This is a genomic window from Campylobacter concisus (assembly GCF_003049705.1).
Classification (GTDB): domain Bacteria; phylum Campylobacterota; class Campylobacteria; order Campylobacterales; family Campylobacteraceae; genus Campylobacter_A; species Campylobacter_A concisus_AR.
Map to the genome: position 1 here is coordinate 95,076 of NZ_PIRF01000002.1, position 22,036 is coordinate 117,111.

Annotated in this window: 14 protein-coding genes and 2 pseudogenes; 9 read left to right on the forward strand and 7 right to left on the reverse strand. The window is 37.6% G+C overall.

The window, feature by feature from the left end; genetic code table 11:
• Positions 1-10 precede the first annotated feature (10 nt).
• From CVT05_RS09435 to CVT05_RS02335, 6 genes are all read left to right on the forward strand, one after another.
• Positions 11-505, forward strand: a complete 495-nt coding sequence (locus CVT05_RS09435; RefSeq protein WP_234400529.1) for a hypothetical protein — start codon at positions 11-13, stop codon at positions 503-505.
• Entirely contained in the window at positions 445-1,023 is a 579-nt protein-coding gene (locus tag CVT05_RS09440) for an ABC transporter substrate-binding protein (protein ID WP_234400530.1), read from the forward strand. Before CVT05_RS09435 ends, CVT05_RS09440 begins: the two co-directional genes overlap by 61 nt.
• Positions 1,024-1,420: 397 nt before the next feature.
• Complete coding sequence (gene sdhA / locus CVT05_RS02320) at positions 1,421-3,283, forward strand: 8-methylmenaquinol:fumarate reductase flavoprotein subunit (RefSeq protein WP_107697698.1); 1,863 nt, start codon at positions 1,421-1,423, stop codon at positions 3,281-3,283.
• Positions 3,284-3,292: 9 nt separating this feature from the next.
• Positions 3,293-4,258 (forward strand): 8-methylmenaquinol:fumarate reductase iron-sulfur subunit, encoded by a 966-nt coding sequence (gene sdhB, locus CVT05_RS02325; RefSeq protein WP_107687219.1) that lies wholly within the window; start codon positions 3,293-3,295, stop codon positions 4,256-4,258.
• A 2-nt stretch (positions 4,259-4,260) separates the two neighbouring features.
• Positions 4,261-5,118, forward strand: a complete 858-nt coding sequence (sdhE, locus tag CVT05_RS02330; RefSeq protein WP_107697699.1) for an 8-methylmenaquinol:fumarate reductase membrane anchor subunit — start codon at positions 4,261-4,263, stop codon at positions 5,116-5,118.
• Positions 5,119-5,343: 225 nt separating this feature from the next.
• The gene (locus CVT05_RS02335; protein ID WP_107697700.1) at positions 5,344-10,050 is read left to right on the forward strand and encodes a hypothetical protein; all 4,707 of its coding nucleotides are present in this window, start codon (positions 5,344-5,346) and stop codon (positions 10,048-10,050) included.
• 57 nt (positions 10,051-10,107) lie between these two features.
• Here the strand turns inward: CVT05_RS02335 and htpG are convergent, their stop codons facing one another.
• A complete protein-coding gene (htpG, locus tag CVT05_RS02340) occupies positions 10,108-11,964 on the reverse strand; it encodes a molecular chaperone HtpG (RefSeq protein WP_107697701.1) in 1,857 nt (618 codons plus the stop codon).
• A 309-nt stretch (positions 11,965-12,273) separates the two neighbouring features.
• Between htpG and CVT05_RS09665 the strand changes: the two are divergent.
• Both CVT05_RS09665 and CVT05_RS09670 read left to right on the forward strand, forming a co-directional pair.
• Positions 12,274-13,107: pseudogene (locus CVT05_RS09665) on the forward strand (Cache 3/Cache 2 fusion domain-containing protein); the annotation flags it as partial.
• A 27-nt stretch (positions 13,108-13,134) separates the two neighbouring features.
• Positions 13,135-14,187 (forward strand): annotated as a pseudogene (locus CVT05_RS09670) (methyl-accepting chemotaxis protein); the annotation flags it as partial.
• Between the two features lie 144 nt (positions 14,188-14,331).
• Here the strand turns inward: CVT05_RS09670 and CVT05_RS02350 are convergent.
• Genes CVT05_RS02350 through CVT05_RS02375 form a run of 6 tightly spaced genes read right to left on the reverse strand, consistent with a single transcriptional unit; the run spans position 14,332 to position 19,239 of the window.
• Positions 14,332-15,006 (reverse strand): lysophospholipid acyltransferase family protein, encoded by a 675-nt coding sequence (locus CVT05_RS02350; RefSeq protein ID WP_234400536.1) that lies wholly within the window; start codon positions 15,004-15,006, stop codon positions 14,332-14,334.
• Complete coding sequence (locus tag CVT05_RS02355) at positions 14,987-16,294, reverse strand: SH3 domain-containing protein (protein WP_107697704.1); 1,308 nt, start codon at positions 16,292-16,294, stop codon at positions 14,987-14,989. Before CVT05_RS02355 ends, CVT05_RS02350 begins: the two co-directional genes overlap by 20 nt.
• Positions 16,288-16,953: a phosphoribosylformylglycinamidine synthase I gene (gene purQ, locus CVT05_RS02360; RefSeq protein WP_107697705.1), complete on the reverse strand. Its 666-nt coding sequence runs from the start codon at positions 16,951-16,953 to the stop codon at positions 16,288-16,290. The genes CVT05_RS02355 and purQ overlap by 7 nt, the downstream gene beginning before the upstream one ends.
• On the reverse strand, positions 16,950-17,186 hold the full coding sequence (purS, locus tag CVT05_RS02365; RefSeq protein WP_002941745.1) for a phosphoribosylformylglycinamidine synthase subunit PurS: 237 nt from the start codon (positions 17,184-17,186) through the stop codon (positions 16,950-16,952). Before purS ends, purQ begins: the two co-directional genes overlap by 4 nt.
• 8 nt (positions 17,187-17,194) lie before the next feature.
• On the reverse strand, positions 17,195-17,905 hold the full coding sequence (gene purC, locus CVT05_RS02370) for a phosphoribosylaminoimidazolesuccinocarboxamide synthase (RefSeq protein WP_107697706.1): 711 nt from the start codon (positions 17,903-17,905) through the stop codon (positions 17,195-17,197).
• A 17-nt stretch (positions 17,906-17,922) separates the two neighbouring features.
• Positions 17,923-19,239, reverse strand: a complete 1,317-nt coding sequence (locus tag CVT05_RS02375; RefSeq protein ID WP_374057345.1) for a S41 family peptidase — start codon at positions 19,237-19,239, stop codon at positions 17,923-17,925.
• Between the two features lie 207 nt (positions 19,240-19,446).
• Here CVT05_RS02375 and CVT05_RS02380 point away from each other — a divergent pair, with 207 nt between their 5' ends.
• A complete protein-coding gene (locus CVT05_RS02380; RefSeq protein ID WP_107697707.1) occupies positions 19,447-22,020 on the forward strand; it encodes an ATP-dependent Clp protease ATP-binding subunit in 2,574 nt (857 codons plus the stop codon).
• The last annotated feature ends 16 nt before the right edge of the window (positions 22,021-22,036 follow it).

Genomic DNA, 22,036 nt, shown 5'->3' on the forward strand with positions numbered 1-22,036 from the left:
AGGAGAAAATATGTTTAAGAAAATTTTGCTTTTGGCTTTTTTGCTTGTTAGTTTGCAAGCAAGAGTGGTGCTTGATAGCGACGATAAAAAGGTAGAAGTGCCTGATGTGATCGAGCGTGCGACGCCTTTGATAGGGGCTTTTGTGCAGGTCTCTGCGATGCTTGGCAACGAAGATCATATAATTAGCGGTGCGCCAAAACTGCCTCCACTTATGTCTAAAATTTTTCCAAAGATAAAAAGCAACGACAATAAAAGTGGCATGCTAAGTAGCAGCGTCGAGACGATCATCGCGTCAAAAACGCAAGTTGTTTTTGGGCCAATTGGTATGATGTTTGATGAAAATAGCAAGGCTCAGTTAGAGAGCACTGGCATCGCGGTTGTGAAGATAGATAAATTTCAAAGTATCAAAGAGATACAAGATAGCTTTAGTAAGATCGCTGAAATTTGGGGCGAAAAGAGCGTAAAAAGGCACGTGAGTTTAATGACTATTTTAACGACAACATAAAATTTGTAAGCCAAAAAACAGCAAATTTAACGCCAAAAAAGAGAGTTTTGGTGCTTAACTATAGCTCAGGAAACTTTAGCACCATTAGCTCAAAAGATATCGGCGCTGAGTATATTAGCGTGGCTGGTGGTATAAATTTAAGCTCAGAACTAAGCTATGGGGTTTTAAAAATTTCAAAAGCGATAAATGAAGAGCAAGTCATCATCTTTAACCCAGATATCATCATCACAAATTCACAAAAAAGTGCCGATGCTATCGCTAAAAACGCATCATTTGCCAAGCTAAAAGCTGTGCAAAATGGAGAAATTTTTGTAGTGCCAAGTGGCGTTTATCTTTGGAGCGTAAGAAGTGCTGAAGGTGCGCTCTATCCACTTTGGCTGGCTAAGACATTTTACCCAGAGCAGTTTAGCGATCTAAATTTAGAGCAAAAAACAAGAGAGTTTTACGAGAGATTTTATAACTACAAGCTAAGTGATATTGAGCTAAAAGAAATTTTGCACCCAAGTGGTGAATTTTGATAATAGGACAAAAATAATGTTATTTATTATATTTAATATATTTATTTAAGTATAAAAGTAAATTTATCTTTCTAATATCCTAAAAAATAGCTTCTAAAGCTTAAAAACTCAAAAATAAAAATAAACTTCAAATCAGTAGAAATTTTTATATATCTTATAAATTTTTCTACCACTAAATTTATAAAAACTACCTTGAAAAGCCCATTCTATCCTTTTTGATTTTAATATCAGCTCTCATTTCTTAATCTAAAATAAATCTTTATGTTTCTTTTAAGTAAATTTAATGTAATGTTTCATTATTAATTATTTAATTAATATAGTTGTTTTAAAAAATATTAAGAAATGAACTGGCGGTGCGTTTTAAACGCTAAAAATTTACTAAGATAGGAAGTTATCAATGAGTGAAAAATTTACCAGAAGAGAATTTCTACAAAGTGCCTGTATCAGCGTAGGTGCGCTAGCTACAACGGCTGGTGCGACCAACGTTTTTGCTGGCGAGTTGCCAAAGGGCAATGAAAATGGCTTACCATCTGTTGATGTGCTAATAATCGGCTCTGGTGGTGCTGGACTTCGTGCAGCAACAGCCGTTCGCAAGCAATATCCAAACTCAACCGTAGTTGTTGCTACAAAAATGATGCCATCTCGCAATGCGACCTGTATGGCGGAGGGCGGAATAAACGGCGTTACTGACTTTAGTAATGGTGATAGCTTCAAGCTTCACGCTTATGACACAGTTAAAGGTGCGGCTTATCTTGCCGATCAAGATGCAGTTGTGAAATTTTGCGAGGCAGCAGGTGCAGTCATTCACGAGCTAGACCACAATGGCATGCTCTTTTCTCGTATAGACAATGGTGACGTGTCCCGTAAAGATAATGGTGATGTTGCGTTTCGCTTCATGGGTGGCGCTAGCAAAAAGCGCTGTAACTACGCAGCTGATAAAACTGGCCATATTTTGATGCACGCCTGTCTTGATGACGCTATCACGGCTGGCGTTAAATTTCTAATGGATCATGAGCTACTTGAGATCGGTCTTGAGGATGGCAAGGTTGAAGGCGTCGTTCTTCGCAACATCCAAGATGGTCAAATTTACCCAGTTCTATGCAAATCTCTTGTCATCGCAACTGGCGGATACACTAGAATTTTTTATAACCGCACATCAGTTCCATTTATAGCAACTGGTGATGGCATCGCTGCTGCGCTTAAAGCAGGTCTTGGTTTTGAAGACCCTGAGATGCTTCAGTTTCACCCAACTGGCGTTCAAAATGGCGGTACACTAATCACAGAAGCAGCCCGCGGTGAAGGTGGATACTTATTAAATAACAAGGGTGAGCGCTTTATGAAAAACTATCACGAAAAGATGGAGCTAGCTCCTCGTGACGTCGTCGCTCGTGCAATCGAGACAGAAATTCGCGAAGGCAGAGGCTTTGGCGAGGGTATGAGCGCTTACGTGCTTTGTGACGTTCGCCACCTTGGCAAAGATACTATTATGAAAAAGCTTCCAAAAATTCGCCACACAGCTATGCTTTTTCAAAATATCGATCTAATCGAGCAACCAGTGCCTATCCGCCCAACAGCTCACTACTCAATGGGTGGCATAGAGGTAGCTAAATTTGATGATATGAGCACAAAAATCCCTGGAATTTACGTAGGTGGCGAGGCTTCATGTGTATCTATCCACGGTGCAAACCGCCTTGGTGGAAACAGCCTAACTGACGCAGTTGTAACTGGCGATCTAGCTGGCAAGGGTGCTGGTGCTTACGCTCAAAATGCAAAATTTGCAAGCGGAAAGAAAACTTCTGAGCTAGCAAAAATGTGGCAAGATAAATTTAAATCTATCGCAACAGGCGAGGGTGGTGTAAATGATATGTATGCACTTCGTGAAGAGCTTGGTAAAAACAACTGGGATCTAATGGGTATCTTTAGAACTGGCGCAAAACTTGATCAGCTCTCTAAAAATTTAGAAGCTATCCAAGCAAAATATGACACCCTCAAAGTGCCAAATCAAAACCCAGTCATGAACACAGCATTTACTGACTATGTCGAGCTTGGCAACCTTATACTTCTTTCTCGTGCAGCATGTCTTGCAGCGCAAAATCGTCTTGAGAGCCGTGGTGCTCATACAAGAGAGGACTATCCAAAAAGAGATGATGTAAATTTCTTAAAACACAGCATAGTCACACTAAAAGACGGCAAGCTTGAACTTAGCTACAAAGATGTTGTGACAGGCATATTTTCACTTGACGGCAAGAAGCCAGAGTAAGGAGCTAGGATGAAAATTATTATCGACCGCTTTGACGGAACTAAAAAATATGAATCAACTTATGAGCTAACAAATGAAGAGATCAAAGGCAAAACTCTTTTAACAGTGCTTCTTGATATCAAACAAAAAAAGGATGCGACGTTAAATTTCACAGCATCTTGCCGCTCAGCGATATGTGGAGCATGTGCTGTTAGAGTAAATGGTCACTCGTATCTAGCTTGCGATACGAAGATGAACGAGCTTTTGGCTGAGTATGACAATCCAGAGAGTATAAGAATTTCTCCACTTGGAAATTTCAGGGTCATCTCTGATCTTATGGTGGACTGGGAGCCAAGTATCGAAAATTTACGCAAGATAAAGCCTAGCATTACTGCTAAGTCAGAATTTAGCGCAGAAAAAGGCTGTAAGCAAAGTCAAAAAGAGTATGAAAAAGTAGCGCTTGAATGGGACTGCATACTTTGCGGTGCGTGCGCTAGTGAGTGTAATAAACTTGAAGCTGATGCGAGCGATTATATGCAGCCATTTGTATTTGTGCATGCTTATAGAGCGGCATTTGACTCACGTAGCAAAGATCCTATGCCGCATCTAAAACCAGCTATCGATAATGGCCTTTGGATGTGTGTAAAGTGTCAAGAGTGTGCTGACCGCTGTCCAAAAGGTATAAGCGCATGTAAAGATATAACTGATCTTCGCATTATGGCTATACAAAAAGGTTTTGATGATGGCATGGGACCAGATCACGCTGAGGCATTCTTAACTGATCTAGTTGATGGTTCAGGCAGACTAAATGAGATCAAGCTTGCACTTCGCTCTGAGGGAGTGTTTAGAAATATGGGCAAAATGGATATCGCTGCAAATTTAATGCTTGCAGGTAAGATGAATCCGCTTCATATTTTCGGAGAAGAGGACATAGAAGGACATGATGATCTAGTAAAAATGATAAATGCGGCTCGCAAAGCTGCTAGTAAGGAGTAACTATGCAAAACGAATTCGCTTTTTTCCCAGGATGCGTACTCTCTCAAGCAGCTAAAGAGGCTAAGATGTCGCTTGAGGCTATCGCTCCGATACTTGGCTGGAAGCTTCACGAAATAAAGGGCTGGAGCTGCTGTGGTGCCCAACAAGCACAAGACGTTGATCCTATCGCTACGCTTGTGGCAAATGCTAGAAATATAGCACTTGCAGAGCAGATGAATATGCCGATGCTTACTACATGCTCAACTTGTATGCTAACTCTAACAAGAGCTAAAACTACGCTTGATAAGGGTGCAAAGGACCGCATAAATACTTTCTTGGCTGAAGGTAATATGAAATATAATGGCTCAACCGAGATCACAAGCCTTCTTTGGGTGCTTTATCAAAACGTAGAAACGCTAAGAGCAAAGGTTGTTAAGCCACTTAGTGGGCTAAAAGTAGCGCTATTTTACGGCTGTCATAGCCTAAGACCTGAAAAAGATCTTCATAACAGGGAAAGCTCAGTCAATCCAAAGAGCTTTGAAACTGTTGTAGGCGCACTTGGTGCTACTATCGTGCCATTTGAGAAAAGACTTGACTGCTGTGGTTTTCACGCTAGTTACCCAGCTGGCACATCTGTAAGAAAAATGTCAAGCCAGATCGTAAATAATGCCGATGAAAACGGCGCTGACGTAGTTGTCACACCATGCCCACTTTGTCAAATGCAACTTGACATCTACCAAGAGAGATATCAAGATGAAAACCACTCAAATGTGAGAAAGCCTATCATTCACCTCTCTCAGCTTGTAGGTCTTGCACTTGGACTATCTGTTGAAGATCTTGGACTTGATCTAAATATCATCGACGCTACAAAGATGGCGTAAATTTATCCCACGTCTTTTGGCGTGGGAAATTCTTAAAATTTATTTTTCTATTACAAACAAAGCAAATTTGGCATTTTATAAAAATTTTAATTTATTTTTTAATATAAAAATGGGTCAAAAATAATAAAATTTATTATGTAAATTCTTTTATTTATATAAAATATTTTTTAGCTATAATCGCGTGAAATTTTAAATGGATTGATTATTAAATTTAAAGGACTAAATATGCAAAACGTTGGTATAGTCGCAAAAATAAGTGGAAAAGTATTTGTAAAACGCAATGGAAAGTTGATCACACTAAAACAGGGAGATGAGATATTTTTAGGCGACGAGATCATAACACAAAGTAGTGGTGATACAGTCGTTATAAATTTCTATCACGCTTCGCCTATTGCACTACTTGAGCCCCAAACTATCGTCATCACAAAAGAGCTATCAAAAGCAAATTTTAATACGCAAGGCAGCGAAGCCCAGATAGAAGAAGATAAGAGAAATTTTCTTGTTGAGAATGAAGAAACAAAAAACAAAGGCGAAGACGACAGCTCTCATAACGCAAGTCATAGTTCTTATGGCTCAAACCACGGTAGTAGCTTTGCAAGCATAAATGGTTTAAATTTTGATACACAAGGTCATATCTCAAATATTATTAGTGTTGATGGTGGTGCGGTTGTACTGCCAGTCATATTAAAAGAGTCGGCATTGGCACATAGGTCTATTAGCGGTGCGGTAGCAGCGGTAGAGCAAAAAGAGAGTATTCCAGTTATTACAGCACCAAGTGTTAGAATTTTAAAAGATATTGATAGCGACGGCTATATAAATATTGCAGAAGCAGGTGGTGATCCAAACCATACAAGTATAGTGGTTGCTTTTAATAATGACTTCAAGCCAAATGATAAAGTGACATTAGAAGTCATAAACAACGGTGTAAAGACTATGCTTGTTTATAAAGTTGATCAAGCTGGTACAAGCGTGATAAATATAAATAATCCAAGTGAAATTTTACCTATTTCGTCAAATGCTACAAAACCAGAGCAAAAAGAATTTATCATTCCAAGTGTCGCTGTCACTCCAAATGCTACATTTAGTGTAAATTCTAGTATCGCCCTGGCAAATGGCACTAGCTCATCTGTGGCAAATGTAGCCACAAGTGTTGACACTATTACTCCTGCTCTTGCTTTTACAAAGATAGTTTTGGGTAAAGATTTAAACCGAGATGGCGTCATAGATGCAAGCGAAAATAGCTTTAATCCAGCAATTAGCACACCAAGTGATGATGCAAAGGTCATCTTATCGCCAAATATGAAAATAGGTGACAAGATAAAACTAACTACCACTGATCCTGACGGAACTTTACATGAAAAAGTGCTGGTTAAAACATCAGGCAATATACTTGTAGATAAAGAGAGCGGCGAGAGCTATTCGCTTACAAGTGAAAGTGGTGGAAATGTCGGTTTTAACGTAGCAAATGCGGTTAAAATTTCATCTTCAACTCCAACAAATGTAAATATCCAAATGATAAGTAAGTCGGGCAATCCAGGTGCAACTGAAACCATAACCATTGCAAACAATAACAACCCAATCGCTGTTTTTACGCTTGATGAGAATAAAGATGGCATGATAAATTTAGCCGAGCTCGCAAAAAGTGGTGGCATAGCCTTGATGATAGATATTTATGTGCCAAACAATGCTACGGCTGGCGACAAGATCCGTATCAAAGTTGATGATCCAGCTAGCACACCAACAAGCGTAACAAAGACATATACCATCTCATCTGACGGACTTACCGCTACGCTTGATGGTGGAACGGAGATTATCCCTATAGAAAATGGCAAGATAACAATTGCTGATCCAACAAACTCGAGCGATCCAAGCATAAAAAGACTAAGTACGACGATCATTGATGGTACAACTGGCACACCAAAAGCTTCAAGCGTAAGTGAAATTTCAAGCGATACAGTTGCACCTATTAAGTCCCCACATGTACAGTTTGTAAAAGATAGCGATAAAGATGGTGTTCTAACCAGCAAGGAGGGTGGCTTTAGCCCTGATGGCGTAAAGACACCGATAAAGATAAAAATTCCAAACGATGCAAAAGATGGTGATAAATTTGAGATAGATATCGCAGGAAGTGATGGTAAAACAGATAAAATCACTATTAAAATTTCTCAAAACGCATCTGGTGTATATAGTGCCACGAGAGATGATGGTGTGCCTATTAGTGTAAATAATGGCACTATAGAGACCACCACAAGGCTTTATGGGCTTACAACAAATTTTACAACTACATTTACTGACAAAGCTGGCAATAAAGCGGCCCCAGTCACAGACAAGATAACTCTAGATAATAGTATAAAGGTGCAATTTGCAAGGGATAATGATGGTGATGGACTGATAGATAGTATTACAGCTCCTTCTGGCTCGTCATCGACTCAAAGCGATCTTGATATCTACCTACCTAATAATACAAAACCAGGAAGCAATATAAGTGTCACGATCTCGACTCCTACTATACCATCTGTTACAACAACTGTCAAATATATCATAAGCGACGATGGGCTAACAGCCGTGCCAAGTGATGGCTCAGCACCACTTCCAATAGCTGGTGGTAAATTTAGTATACCAGACGTTCCTATTTCTATGGATCATTCTACGCCGGTTAGAGCGACTATCACAACACCTGGCGAGGCTACGACGACTGATGGTATCCGCGGTAGATTATTTGACTTTGGAATTTTAGAGTATATTGACGATGTAAAGCTTGCTACGCAGATAGATGGAGGAGTTATAAATATCGCAAAATACTTAAGGGCAGGAGATAATGAAAAAGTTATTCAGAAAAATAACTTTGATAATGAGAGCAAAACTATAAAAGAGTACAATATTTCGCTTACTAACGATGAGCAGCCAAATATAGTCTTTGGTGTAGACCGTGCTCCTGGAACCAAGCTTCGTTTAGCTCTTGAAGATAATCTTGGTAATGCTAAAATTTTACCAAACGGACAAAACTATATAGACCTAGTTGTAGGTGCGGACAAGCGTGTAAATATGGACTTTGAAGCGCTTGGGATAAAGCTAGATGAAAGATACTCAAATATTAGAGCGACTGTTTTAAAAAGTGATGAAACAAAAGATGATGATCTCTTGGTTCGAGTCGATCTTGATGCTACTCCAGATGCGATAGGAACACCAAATGCCACGTCTAATGTTACTAGTGTAGATATTTCAGGCAGTATCGGAACCGACTCAAATGGCAATAACACTCTTAATAAAAATACCATAAATAAAGTTGATCTTTATGATTTGCTAAATTCTGTTCACAAAAGCTCGTCTCTTGATAATACACATAGCTATTCTGAAAATTTTGCCCTATCAGCCAATAGCACTGGGGCAAATTTTATGATAAAAAATTCTGACGCCGCAGGAAACGTATCTATTAGCACTGTTACATTTATTGGCAACAGCGGTCTTGATGCTGATATGTGGTTTTACAACTACGTAGATCCGTCATGGAGAGCTAGAGTTGGTAATAATTCTGGTGTTTATAGTACGCGAGGAGGTAAGTCTATTTATAAAGACTATATGGAAATTTATTCCCCAAGTGCCTCTACTACCTATGATGTTGTGCAGTTTGCTTCAGGAACACACTATAAGACTTTGTCTAATCAAGGAAATATGCATGCAGAGGATTTAGCTAGAGTTGGTAGACACGGAGATAGTGCCTTATACGATGCGTCTAATCCATATGCACCAAAGAAATTTAGAAATGGCGTCGATACTGCTGCTGGTACTGGTGATAATATAGGCTTTGCAAATGGTGTTTTAAAAGGTAGACCCGGCAACTATACTCTTGGTGAGTCAAATCCTGTTGGTTCTGATCTTGTTATGAAGATGAATGGCTGGATATATGTAAGTGCACCTGGAATATACTCTGTAAGAGCAGCATACTTACATAACTATGCAGAGCTTACTATAAATGGAACGACACAAAAATTTGGAAGTCCAACAACATATATAAACCCAGCTACCGAAGCATCATATGGTAAAAATGGCCAGTGGTGGAGTAGGGATTTTACATTTGATAAAGCTGGTTTTTATAAACTTGATATGGAGTATATGGACGGAACTGGTGAGATGAACTTATCTTTATATATGCTTCCAAAAAGTGTAGCAAACACTTATGGCCCTCAAGATCCATATCCTTCATCTATGCTAGTTGGAGCACAAGGTAGCGGCACGCATCTCTTTAGTAATAATTACGTTGAAGCACTTATTCAAAATGGACATTTAAAAAAGATAGGGACTACAAATTCTTACGAGCTAAGTGACGCTAGTAAATACGGCGAATCAAATTTTGGCGATCTAGTATATCTAAGACAAGAGGGTGATATAAAAGGTGGCAACCTAGACGATGCTTTTGTTTATAGTAAGGGTAGAATGATAGATGGCAGAGGCGGCGTGGACACTCTGATAGTTATTGATGATGTGGATTTTTCAAATTTAGATAACGTTAAAAAGATAAATAACTTTGAAAAGATCCAGCTAGGAAGTGCCGATCAGGCGGTATCTATAAAATTTAGCCCAGATGGTGTCTTTGATATTATTGATAGCAGAAACACAAGGGATGCAAGCAATAGTGCAGCTAGTGAGAGTGTAAATACAGTGTTAAAAGTCATAGGCGATAGCAAAGACCTAGTACAGCTCACACATGACTTTGTAAAAGCTACAAAAGCTGATGTTGCTACGCTAAATAGAAAACATAGTGTTGTAGGTGACATATATAACAAAGTAGATGTCACAAGCGAGGGTGACGCAGTAAATCAAGTCTATAAAGCGACATTTAATCGCCAAGAAACTATCAATGGAAATACAATAAACACAAGACACACTGTTTTTCTTGAGATCCAAGATGGTGTACAGGTCGATCTATTATAGAAATTTAAATTTTATAAAGAAGAGTAAAGCCCAAAATTTCTCTTGGGCTTTATAAATTTAGATAGCTTTTAACATGACTTTCGTTAATAGCTCTGAAAATTTAGCAGGATTTTCTAGGCTCATGCCCTCATTTAGCCTTGCCATATCAAGAAGTAAAGGCGCGATGTCATAAACCATCGCCTCATTTTTCTCAAGTTTTGCAAAGATTTCATGATCAGCGTTGATCTCCAAGATCGGTTTAACTTTTGGAGCATTTACGCCTTGTCCCATTTGTTTTAGCATCTCTTGCATAGCGTAATCAGGATCGTTTTTATCGTAAATTAGCACCGCAGCCGAGCTTGAGAGTCTTGAGCTTAGTCTTACATCTTTGACTTCATCTTTTAAAATTTCTTTCATTTTAACAAGCGTGTTTGCAACCTTGCTCTCATCGACCTTCTCACCGCTTTTGATCTCATCATTTATATCAGCGTGTGAGACTGATTTTAGAGGTGTTTTGTCAAATTCATTGACCATTGGCATAACGATCGTATCGATCTCTTCATCCATAATAAGAACCTCAATATCATTTTTCTTAAAACTCTCAAGAAGCGGAGAATTTCTTAGCATATTTTCATTGTTGCCGCTGATGTAGTAGATCGACTTTTGATCCTCTTTCATCGCTTCTTTGTACTCTTTTAGGCTGATAAGTCCGTCTCTTTTTGAACTTTTAAATAGGCAAAGATCTAAAATTTGCTCTTTTTCAGCGTTAAATCCATAAAGCCCCTCTTTTAAAACCTTGCCAAATAGTTTGTAAAATTTTATGTATTTTTCGCGGTCGTTATCTTTTAACTTTGCAAGCTCGCTTAAGATTTTTTTCACGCTTTGCTCTTTGACACTTCGCATGATCGCATTTTCTTGTAAAATTTCGCGGCTAACATTTAGTGGCAAGTCCTCAACATCAATGATACCCTTGATAAATCTTAAATATGGCGGCAAGAGTTCTTTTGCATCATCTGTGATGAAAACTCTTTTCACATAGAGCTTCACGCCACTTTGGTAATCAACTCTAAATAGATCAAATGGCTCGGTGCTTGGCGCATAAAATAGAGTTGAGTACTCGATCTTACCCTCAGCTTTTGTGTGGATGTAAAGGAGCGGGTCGCTGCTATCGTGAGAAATTTGCTTATAAAAGTCGTTATAATCTTGCTCTTTAAGGCTAGCTTTGTTTAGCCTCCAAAGCGCATTTGCCTTGTTTATTTGCTCATTTTTAGTCTCATATGTGCCTTCTTTTTCGCCTTCTTTTGGAGCGACATAGCTTTGTTTATCCATAAATATAGGATAAGGAATGTGATTTGAATACTTCTTGACTATCTCTTCGATACGCCAAGAATTTGCAAACTCATCGTCATTTAAATGTAAGATGATGTCCGTTCCAAAGCTATCTTTTTGGGTGTCTTCGATCTCATAGCTTTTTGCATCAGATGTCCATTTATAGGCTTTGTCGCTAAGTGCTCGTTTGCTTATGACCTCGATCTTGTTTGCCACCATAAATGCTGAGTAAAAGCCAACACCAAACTGACCGATCAGCGAGCTATCTTTTTTGGCATTGCCGCTTAAATTTTTCATAAAACCTTTTGTGCCACTTCTTGCTATCGTGCCTAAATTTGCGATAAGCTCGTCTTTATCCATGCCGATACCATTGTCGCTGATGGTTAAAGTCTTAGCCTTATCATCTACTTTGATGTCGATCCTTGGAGTGTAGCTTAAGCTTTTATACTTTTCATCAGTTAAGCAAAGATAGTTTAGCTTGTCAAGAGCGTCATTTGAGTTTGAGATGAGCTCTCTTAAAAATATCTCTTTATTTGAGTAAAGAGAGTGGATCATCAAATTTAAAAGGTCATTGACCTCGGTTTGAAATTCAAATTTATCTGCCATTTTTCTTTCCTTGTTTTAAAATTTTTGGCAGATTATAACACAAAGTGATAAAAATATACTTAACCTTGATAGTATTACTATCAAGGTTTTTAAATTAATTTTTTAAAATAATTTCAAAAAAGTTATAGTTTATGAATAAAATAATAATGATAATTTATTAATTATTATTAATTATGCATTCTTGTATAAAGTTTATTTAAAATGGTGCTATAATCAAGACGAAAATTTTTAGAAAAAGGAGACAAAATGAATTTACGAAGCATTTTGGTAAAAGTTTCAGCAACGATTGCTACGGTTTTGGCAGTATCTATGACATGTTTTGTTGTATATACATCAAATATTTTAGAGCGCGAGATAAAAGATGGTGTGCTTACAACAGTAGAACAAAACGTCCAGCTTGCTATGAATACGGTTAAATTATTTGAAAAAGATAATGTAAGTAGTGCAGAGCTGATAATGAGTGTTTTTAAAGAGATGATTGGAAAAATTTCAACTAATCACCAGATGAGCAAGACTGACAAATACGAGGCGATAGATCTAATATCTCAAAGTGGTATTTTAAACAACAACTACGATATTCTAGATAAATTTAATAAAGCTACAAAAGGTGGAATTTCAACCATTTTTGCAAAATCAGGTGATAATTTTTTAAGAGTTAGTACATCGGTGACGAAGGCTGATGGTAGTAGAGCTGTTGGTACGATGATTGACAAAAACGGTCAAGCCTATAAAAATATCATGAATAAAGAGAGGTATATAGGCGTTGTAAATTTATTTGGACGCAACTATATGAGTATTTATGATCCTATTATTGAAAATAACGAGGTAATAGGAATTTTATTTGTTGGTTATGATCCTACCGAGGGATTAAACAATATGAAAAAGACTTTTTCTGAGATGAAACTTGGTAAGCATGGATATTTTTCTCTTTACAATACTAAAACTGGAAAATTTGACTTCCATCCAACTAAGGCAAATCAAGAGCTAAGTAGTGAATTAAAAACTACTATGGATAATATTGTTAAAAAAGGAAAGGGTATTGAGCCTATTATAATTGATGGGGTTGACTGCATAGTTGCTTTTGAGTCATTTGATAAACTAGACTGGATGGTTTTAGGTTCAGCTGTTACTGATGATTTTTTAACACCATTAAAAGTAGTTAGTAAAAATTTCATCATAGCAAGCATCATAGTTACCTTACTTTTGATAGCTGTTTCAATGCTCTTGCTTAAGAAGATGGTTGCAAATCCTATCGATAGACTAGGAACAAATTTAAATGCGATAACATCTGATTTTACAATTAAAATTCCTATTTATGGTAAAGATGAAATAGCTAAAATAAGTAAAGATATAAATGATTTTATTGAAAGAATAAGAATACTAATAAGTGATACAAAGCACCTTTCAAGTGAAAATAGCTCCGTTGCAAATGAGCTTAGTTCTACATCTCTTCAGACAGGCAAACGTGTAGAAAAATCAACCGAAATAGTGGAAGAGACAAATCAAAGATGTAAAGTAATGCAAGAAAATATGAAAGAATCTTTAGCAGTAGCTCAAGCTGGCAAAGATGACCTTCAAAAGGCTAGCACACATATAAAAACGGCAACTGAAGCTATAAGATCGCTATCAGCGCAGATTATTGATTCTGCTAATGTAGAAAATCAAATGGCTGATAAGATCGATCAGCTTAGCCGTGATGCCGAGCAGGTAAAATCAGTCCTTGTTGTTATCAATGATATAGCTGATCAGACAAATTTACTTGCACTTAACGCAGCTATCGAGGCTGCAAGAGCAGGTGAGCATGGACGTGGCTTTGCTGTTGTTGCTGATGAAGTTAGACAGCTAGCTGAGAGGACTCAAAAGAGTTTAACTGAGATAAATGCTACTATTAACGTCATTGTCCAAGCGATCAATGATAGTAGCGAGCAAATGGGTATCAACTCTAAACAGATCCAAGAGTTAACTCACGTGGCAAGCGACGTTGAAAAAACTATAAATGTTATGAGTGAGACAATGAATAACGCTATAGCAATGTCTGATAAGACTATGCAAGACTACATCGCAACTGGCAAAAATGTAAATGAAATCATGGAAGGTATCTCAAATATCAACCAAATTTCATCTGAAAATGCTAGAAGTGTCGAAGAGATAGCTTCAGCGGCAGAACATCTAAACAAGATGACAGATGCATTAAATTCAAAACTTAGTGTCTTTAGGACTTGAGAGCTTACCTCTTAAGCTAATATTTTAGGTCTAGCCCTTGCTAGACCTTTTTAAATTTATTGATAAAATTTCTAGTATATAAAATCAAATTTTTATAGATAATGATATAGAGCAGGGGGGCTTTGTAAATTTGCAAAGCCAAATTTATTTTCTATTTTTGTCTAGAACTTTTTGCATACTCTCTCTAGTCGCCTCTAGCCAGTTTTCTTTTGAAGTATCGACTAAATCAAGGCAAAAGAGCTTGATATCCGCTTTTTTAAAGCTAAATTCTTTCACTTTCATAGCATCGCTTCCTACTATAACGATAGGCTGAACTTTTAAATTTAGTTTTTCAACTAATAGTTTTGCACCACCTTTAAAAGGCAAAAGCTTATTGGTTTGAGATCTTGTTCCTTCGGGAAATATCGCTAAAACACGACCATTTTCAACCCTATCTTTTGCTTCGCTTAAAAGCTTTATAAGTGAGTGTTTATTTTCACGCTCAACCGCTATCATTTTTGGCAAACTTAAAATTTTACCAATTATAGGAATTTTACCGATCTGTGCCTTTGCGATCCAGCAAACATTTTTTGGGTGTAGCTCTTCGATGACAATGATATCAAGCATACTTTGATGGTTTATAAGTAAGATATTTGCTTCATCACTAAAATCGCCTATCACTTCAAGTTTATATCCACCAAAAAACCTTTGTGATCTTCCCCAAAATTTTCTTATGGCTCTATTTTTATCATTAAATAGCCACATAAAAAAGACGACTAGAACAACGCTGATAACAAACTCAATAGCAAAAAATAAAGCTCTAATTTTTGACAAGATTATCCTTTTTTACCCAGCCAATCTTACCATCAGCAAATAAAATTTTTGAGTAGTCGCCTTTTGTGTCTAAAATTTCTACATTTTCATTTTTACGAGATGTGTAAAAAATGGTTGAGTTTTTTGTAGGCAAGATCGAAACGCTAATATCTGGTTTTAGAACAGCCTTACCAAAAGGGTTGTAGGTATAAATTCCAAGTGCTATAAAAATGGTTGCTACGAAAAAGTAGCTAAGCCTTCTGCGCCAAACAGCTAATAATATAAAAATTACCGCGCAAGAGTATATCGTGATATCTTTATAGGTGCTAAATTCACTTTGTTTTGGATTTAGTCCGATCTGTGTGCTGACATCGTCATCTTCAACACTCACCGGCAAAGAAAAACTTTCAAATTTAGCCTTTTTTAGGTTGTAGTAGTTAAAGTCAAGCGATTTTTTATTTGGCTTAAATACTGCAAAATAATATGCACTTTGTGAGTTAAAGTCGCCATTTATCGTATCTACGCCTTGCTTTAATATCGTTTTATTTTCAATATTAAAAGCACTTAGATCTACGTTGTTGCCATAAATTTCTACAACCATGATATTGTTTATATCATCAAATTTTGTTGTCTTAAATTTCTTAACTTCAAGATTATCAGCCACGATATGGTTGTAGTTCTCATCACTTCTAAGCTCTTTTAGCTTTGGTAAAAAGATATTTATACTTGAGCTTTGATAGTTTTCGCCATTTCTTTTTAGATCCAAGCCAACTTTTAAAGTCTTTGCATCAATGCTTGTTGCCTCAAGATAAAAAGTACCTACATATTTGTTGTCTTCGCTTTTTACCCATTGAAAATTTTTCTTATTTAGCCATTTGATATTTGTTTCATCAAGCTGTGTCTCAAACTCAAACTCAAGGTCACTTTGCGTATCAGCTACGATCTCAACACTAAAAATTTCTCCTACGACGACATTTTTAGGAATATTTGTCGCTTTTAAAAGGAGGTCTTTTATTTTTATCTTGTCATAGACTTGATTATCAGGGACGCTGATGTCTGGTTCGTTTGTCGGAACGATATTTCGCATCTGCTCTGGAGTGATACGCTCTGGCTGTGGGGCGATAGAGCGTGGTGAGACGAGCTTTCTTGATATTTCTTCTTCGCTTGGAGTCTTTGTTTGAGGCTTTGAACTTGGGCTATTTACAAATTTATCCTCTCTTGCCTCATCCATCATGTCAAAAACGCTGACTTCATCGGTGTTTGCAGCAAATAAATTTAGCGCGAGTAGGGCGATAAAAAGTGTTCGTTTTACCAAACTAGCCCTTTTAACATCTTCATGCCATCATCTGTGCCTAAAATTTTCTCGCAAGCGCGTTCAGGGTGAGGCATAAGACCAAAGATCCTCTTACTCTCATCGCAAATCCCAGCTATGCTATCAACTGAGCCATTTGGATTTATCTCATTGCCGTGGCTGTCGCAGTACTTTAGCAAGACTTGCTCGTTATCATATAGGCTTTTTAGCGTATCTTCGTCGGTGTAGTAGTTGCCCTCGCCGTGAGCGATAGGGATATTTACCACTTCGTCTTTGGCTAAATTTGCTAGGAATTTATTGTTATTTGAGATCACTTTTAGATGGTGATATTTTGAGACAAAATTTAAATTTTCATTTCTTCTCATCGCACCTTTTAAAAGTCCAAGCTCAAGAAGCATCTGAAAGCCATTGCAAATTCCTAAAATGTAGCCACCTTTTTTCGCATGCTCTTTTACAGCCTGCATAGCTGGGCTAAATTTAGCTATCGCAGCCGTTCTTAGATAGTCGCCATAGCTAAAACCACCAGGCAAAACGACTAGATCAGCATCGATTCTATCTTCTTTGTGCCAGATGATCTGCGTTTGGCAGCCAAGTAGCTTAAAGGCGTGAGCTGTATCTTCTTCGCAGTTTGTGCCAGGAAAAAGTATGATGGCTACTTTCATAGCACGATCTCGTAGTCTTCGATGACGGTGTTTGCTAGAAGCTCTTCACACATCACTTTTAGCTGCTCTTTTGCCTTGCTTTTATCGCTCTCGTCGATATCTAAAACGATTTGTTTGCCTATCCTGACATTTGATACACCGCTAAATCCGAGAGAATTTAAAGCGTGCTCTACTGCTTTGCCAGCAGGGTCAAGGACCCCACTTCTTAATGCTATATTTACAACAGCTTTCATTTTTGTCCTTACGATAAAATTCTTCTTAAAACTTCTTCGTAAGCGACTTTTACGCTACCAAGGTCTTGTCTAAATATATCTTTGTCAAGTTTTTCATTAGTTTTAGCATCCCAGAATCTACAACTATCAGGGCTTATTTCATCAGCTAGAATGATATTGCCGTCTTTGTCGATACCAAATTCTATTTTAAAATCAACTAGTTTTAGGTCTCTTTCGGCAAAAAATTTAAATAATATAGAGTTGATCTCTCTTGCTGTGTGTCTTAGAGTTTGAAGATCTTTTTCGCTCTTTACTAATCCCATAATGATACAGTGCTCATCTGTTACTAATGGATCGTGCAAATCATCGTTTTTGTAGTAAAACTCAACAAGAGTAAAAGGTAAAACTGTGCCTTCTTTTATGCCAAGCCTTTTGCTAAGTGAGCCAGTTGCAATGTTTCTAACAACAACTTCAAGAGGAATAATCTCGCATTTTTTGACTACTTGCTCAGTGTCGCTGATAGTCTCAACTAAGTCAGTCACGATGCCTTTACTCTCCAAAAGCTTAAAAAGCTGTGTTGAAATTTTATTATTTAATGCGCCTTTTCCAGCTTCGTTGCCTCTTTTTTGAGCATCAAATGCTGTTAGATCGTCTTTAAATTCAGCCACAAGCAGATTTGCATCGTCTGTGGCATACATTTTTTTACCTTTTCCCTCGTAAATAAGTTCTCTTTTTTGCATGGAGATCTCCTTCTAATTTATTGTTTTATTTTTAAAATTTTGATCGTGTCAATCGCTGTTTTTAATTGAATATCTTCATCAACTTTCTTTTGCGTGATTATCTTTTTATCATCTTTTGCTTCAGTTTTATTGCCCTCGCTTGTAGGATTTATCTTGTTTAGCTCGCTTTTTAGGTGCGCTTTTAGCTCACTTTCTTTGATGCTAAACGCACTATCGTCGCTTTGTGGCACTTTACCAGGATGCACTACTACATCAGGTGTTACGCCAACCGCTTGGATAGTTCTGCCACTTGGCAAGTAGTATCTTGCGATGGTTAGCCTTAATGCTTCGGTGTCATCTATCGGAAGGATCACTTGGACGCTTCCTTTTCCAAAGGTGTTTTCGCCAATTATTACAGCACGTTTATGGTCTTGAAGTGAGCCACTTACGATCTCGCTAGCACTAGCACTTCCGCCATTTACTAGTGCAACAAGCGGTAGTTTTGAAAGAGTTTTACTAGCACTTGCTTTGTACTCTACATTTTCAGATGCGTCGCGACCTTTTTGAGAGACGATGACGCCGTTATCTACAAAAAGATCAACTAGATCAACAGCTTGATTTAAAAGTCCGCCAGGATTGTTTCTAAGATCAAGTATGATGCCACTTGCTTTTGGATACTCTTTGATCGCTTCTTTTACCTTTGTAACAACATTTTTGTCAAAATTTGTAACACGCACGTAAAGAATGTTGTCATTTTCTATCATTTTTGCATAGACAGACTCAACCTTTATTAGATCTCTTATAATCTTTACATCAAATGGTTTTTGCTCACCTTTTCGCAAAATTGTGATAGTTATTGGAGTTTTTGGCTTGCCACGCATTTTATTTACAGCTTCATCTATCGTTGTGCCGATAGTTGAGTTGCCATCTATTCTTAAAATAATGTCGCCTGATTTTATACCTGCTTTATCAGCTGGGGTATCTTCTATCGGTGAAATAACGGTTAGTGCGCTATCTTTCATGCCAACTGTTATGCCAAGGCCACCAAATTCTCCACTTGTTTGCACCTGCATATCTTTGTAAGCTTTTTCATTTAAAAAGCTTGAATGAGCATCTAAATTTTGCATTAAACCAGCAATGGCTTTATCGATGATCTCTTTAAATTTAATATCATCAACATAGTATTTTTCAACGGTTGAAATTGTTTTTGTAAGCTTTGAAAGTGCTTCAAGCTTCGCACTTGCTTCGTCTTCACTCTTTGCAAAAAGTGCATTCACTGCTACGCTTGAGATAAGCAAGGCACCTGTAATTTTTAGTGCAAAAAATCTACTAAATTTATTCAAAATTTCTCCTATAATTTTTGGCTCAATTCTATTAGCTTTTGGCTAAAAAAAGTATAAATTTAAGCTTATATTTTTGCTTTTGGATAGCTTTTGATACAAATTTATAACAGCAAATTTTAGCAATTAAATAAAAAGAGTGACAAGCATTATAAAAATACTTGACAATATAAGACTAAAGTTATATAATGGCAACCATATAAAATAACCCAAGGAGATTTAATGGCTGATATAACAGAAAATTTAACAGCTCAGATGCAAGAAACTCTTGAAAAAGGTATTAGTTTAGCGATATTTTCTAAAAATCCGCAAGTTGTTCCGCTTCATATTTTTTGGGCTTTACTTGCAGATAGTAATTCCATTTTAAACCAAGTGTTTAATAAAATGAATGTAAGCAAAGACGCCGTCGAGCTTGAAGTAAAAAGTAAAATTTCTTCACTTCCAAGCAGCTCAAATGTCACAAAAGATAACGTTTCGGTTTCAAGAGAGCTTATAAACTCTCTTGAAAATGCAAAAGCTTTGATGGTAAGCATGGGCGATAGCTACATAGCTGTTGATACATGGATCATCTCTACTCTTGAGCTTAGTGAGATCAAACAAATTTTAAGCAAATTTTGCGACATCTTAGAGATCAAAAAGAACCTTGAGAGCATAAGGGGCGGCAAAAAGATAGATAGCCAAACTGGCGATGATACGCTTGATAGCTTGGAGAAATTTGGTATTGACCTCACGCAAAAAGCGCTTAATAAAGAGCTTGATCCAGTCATCGGCCGCGATGAAGAGATCACTAGGATGATGCAAATTTTAATAAGAAAGAGCAAAAACAACCCTATATTATTAGGTGAGCCAGGCGTTGGTAAAACAGCCATCGTTGAGGGCTTGGTTCAAAAGATAGTCGCTCGTGATGTGCCAACAAGCCTTGCAAACAAGCGTGTCATCGCACTTGACATGAGTGCAGTCGTAGCTGGTGCAAAGTATAGAGGCGAGTTTGAAGATAGGCTAAAAGCCGTCATCGACGAGGTCAAAAAAGCTGGCAACATCATACTTTTTATAGATGAAATTCACACCATAGTTGGAGCTGGTGCGAGCGAGGGCGGAATGGACGCTGCAAATATCCTAAAACCAGCTCTTGCACGTGGTGAGCTTCACGCTGTTGGTGCTACGACATTAAAAGAGTATAGAAAATACTTTGAAAAAGATGCAGCGCTTCAAAGACGTTTTCAACCAATAGACGTTAAAGAGCCAAGCGTAAATGAGGCACTTCAAATTTTACGTGGTATAAAAGAGCGTCTTGAAGTTCATCACGGTATCACGATAACGGATAGTGCGCTAGTCGCCGCTGCAAGGCTAAGTGACCGATATATCGCAAACCGCTTTTTACCAGATAAGGCAATAGACCTTATAGATGAGGCAGCAGCTGAGCTTAAGATGCAAATAGAGAGCGAACCATACGAGCTTTCAAAGATAAAACGCGAGATCGTAACGCTTCAAGTAGAAAAAGAAGCTCTAAAGATGGAGGATGCTGATAAAAACAAAGAAAGACTTGGCGAGATCGCAAAAGAGATAGCTGACCTAAATGAGGAAAAGCTAGCACTTGATACTAAATTTGAAAATGAAAAGGCAGTTTTCGGCGGAATTTCAAAAGCTACAAAAGAGATAGATAGCTTAAAATCACAAGCTGAGATAGCAAAAAGAAATGGTGATCTTCAAAAAGCTGCCGAGATAGAATATGGCAAGATAGCAGATGCTAAAAAGCACAAACACGAGCTTGAAGAAAAATGGGAGAGCATGAAAAAAGAGGGCGTGCTTCTTAAAAATCAAGTCGATGAAGAGCTTGTAGCTGAAATTTTGAGCAAATGGACTGGAATTTCAGTTAAGAAGATGCTAACAAGCGAAAAAGAGAAGTATCTGCGCATTGAAGAGCATCTAAGAGAGAGCGTTGTCGGTCAAGATGACGCACTACACGCACTTGCACGTGCTGTAAAAAGAAATAAGGCAGGGCTAAATGAAGGTCAAAGGCCGATTGGTTCGTTTTTATTTCTTGGACCAACAGGCGTTGGTAAAACCCAGTCTGCTAAGGCTTTGGCTAAATTTTTATTTGACGATGAGAAGGCGCTTATCCGCTTTGATATGAGCGAATATATGGAAAAACATAGCGTGAGCAGGCTTCTTGGCGCGCCTCCAGGATATGTAGGCTACGATGAAGGCGGTCAGCTAACAGAGGCAGTTCGCAGAAGGCCATACTCAGTAATACTTTTTGACGAGGTTGAAAAGGCTCACAAAGATGTATTTAACATACTTCTTGGCATACTTGATGATGGACGTGCGACTGACAACAAAGGTGTAACGGTTGATTTTAAAAATACGATCATCATTTTAACTTCAAACATTGCTTCAAATTTCATAATGGAGTTAAAGGGCGAGGATCGTGATGTGGCTGTTAAAAACGAGCTTAAAAACTACTTTAAACCAGAATTTTTAAATAGGCTTGATGATACTATCATATTTAATCCTCTAAATGAACAAGGCCTAATCTCTATCGTTGAGATCATGTTTAAAGAGCTTGAAAAGACTCTTCACAACCGCGGTATCAAGGCAGTTTTAAGCGAAGAAGCTAAGAAATTTATCGCAAAAGCTGGCTTTGACATAGTTTATGGCGCAAGACCTCTTAGAAGAGCGCTTTATGAGCTAGTTGAAGATAAGATCGCTGATATGATCTTAAAAGATGAGCTTGAAAGTGGCGATGAGATCACCATTGATAGCGATGGCGAGAAGATTATCATTAAGAAAAAATAACTTCAAATTTACTTGG

What these genes read in the sequence shown, in the direction of transcription:
- CVT05_RS09435 (WP_234400529.1), top strand. Translation starts at nt 11, where the DNA reads ATGTTTAAGAAAATTTTGCTTTTGGCTTTTTTGCTTGTTAGTTTGCAA.
- purQ (WP_107697705.1), bottom strand. Translation starts at nt 16,953, where the DNA reads ATGAAAGTAGCCATCATACTTTTTCCTGGCACAAACTGCGAAGAAGAT.
- sdhA (WP_107697698.1), top strand. Translation starts at nt 1,421, where the DNA reads ATGAGTGAAAAATTTACCAGAAGAGAATTTCTACAAAGTGCCTGTATC.
- purS (WP_002941745.1), bottom strand. Translation starts at nt 17,186, where the DNA reads ATGAAAGCTGTTGTAAATATAGCATTAAGAAGTGGGGTCCTTGACCCT.
- htpG (WP_107697701.1), bottom strand. Translation starts at nt 11,964, where the DNA reads ATGGCAGATAAATTTGAATTTCAAACCGAGGTCAATGACCTTTTAAAT.
- sdhE (WP_107697699.1), top strand. Translation starts at nt 4,261, where the DNA reads ATGCAAAACGAATTCGCTTTTTTCCCAGGATGCGTACTCTCTCAAGCA.
- purC (WP_107697706.1), bottom strand. Translation starts at nt 17,905, where the DNA reads ATGCAAAAAAGAGAACTTATTTACGAGGGAAAAGGTAAAAAAATGTAT.
- CVT05_RS02380 (WP_107697707.1), top strand. Translation starts at nt 19,447, where the DNA reads ATGGCTGATATAACAGAAAATTTAACAGCTCAGATGCAAGAAACTCTT.
- CVT05_RS02335 (WP_107697700.1), top strand. Translation starts at nt 5,344, where the DNA reads ATGCAAAACGTTGGTATAGTCGCAAAAATAAGTGGAAAAGTATTTGTA.
- sdhB (WP_107687219.1), top strand. Translation starts at nt 3,293, where the DNA reads ATGAAAATTATTATCGACCGCTTTGACGGAACTAAAAAATATGAATCA.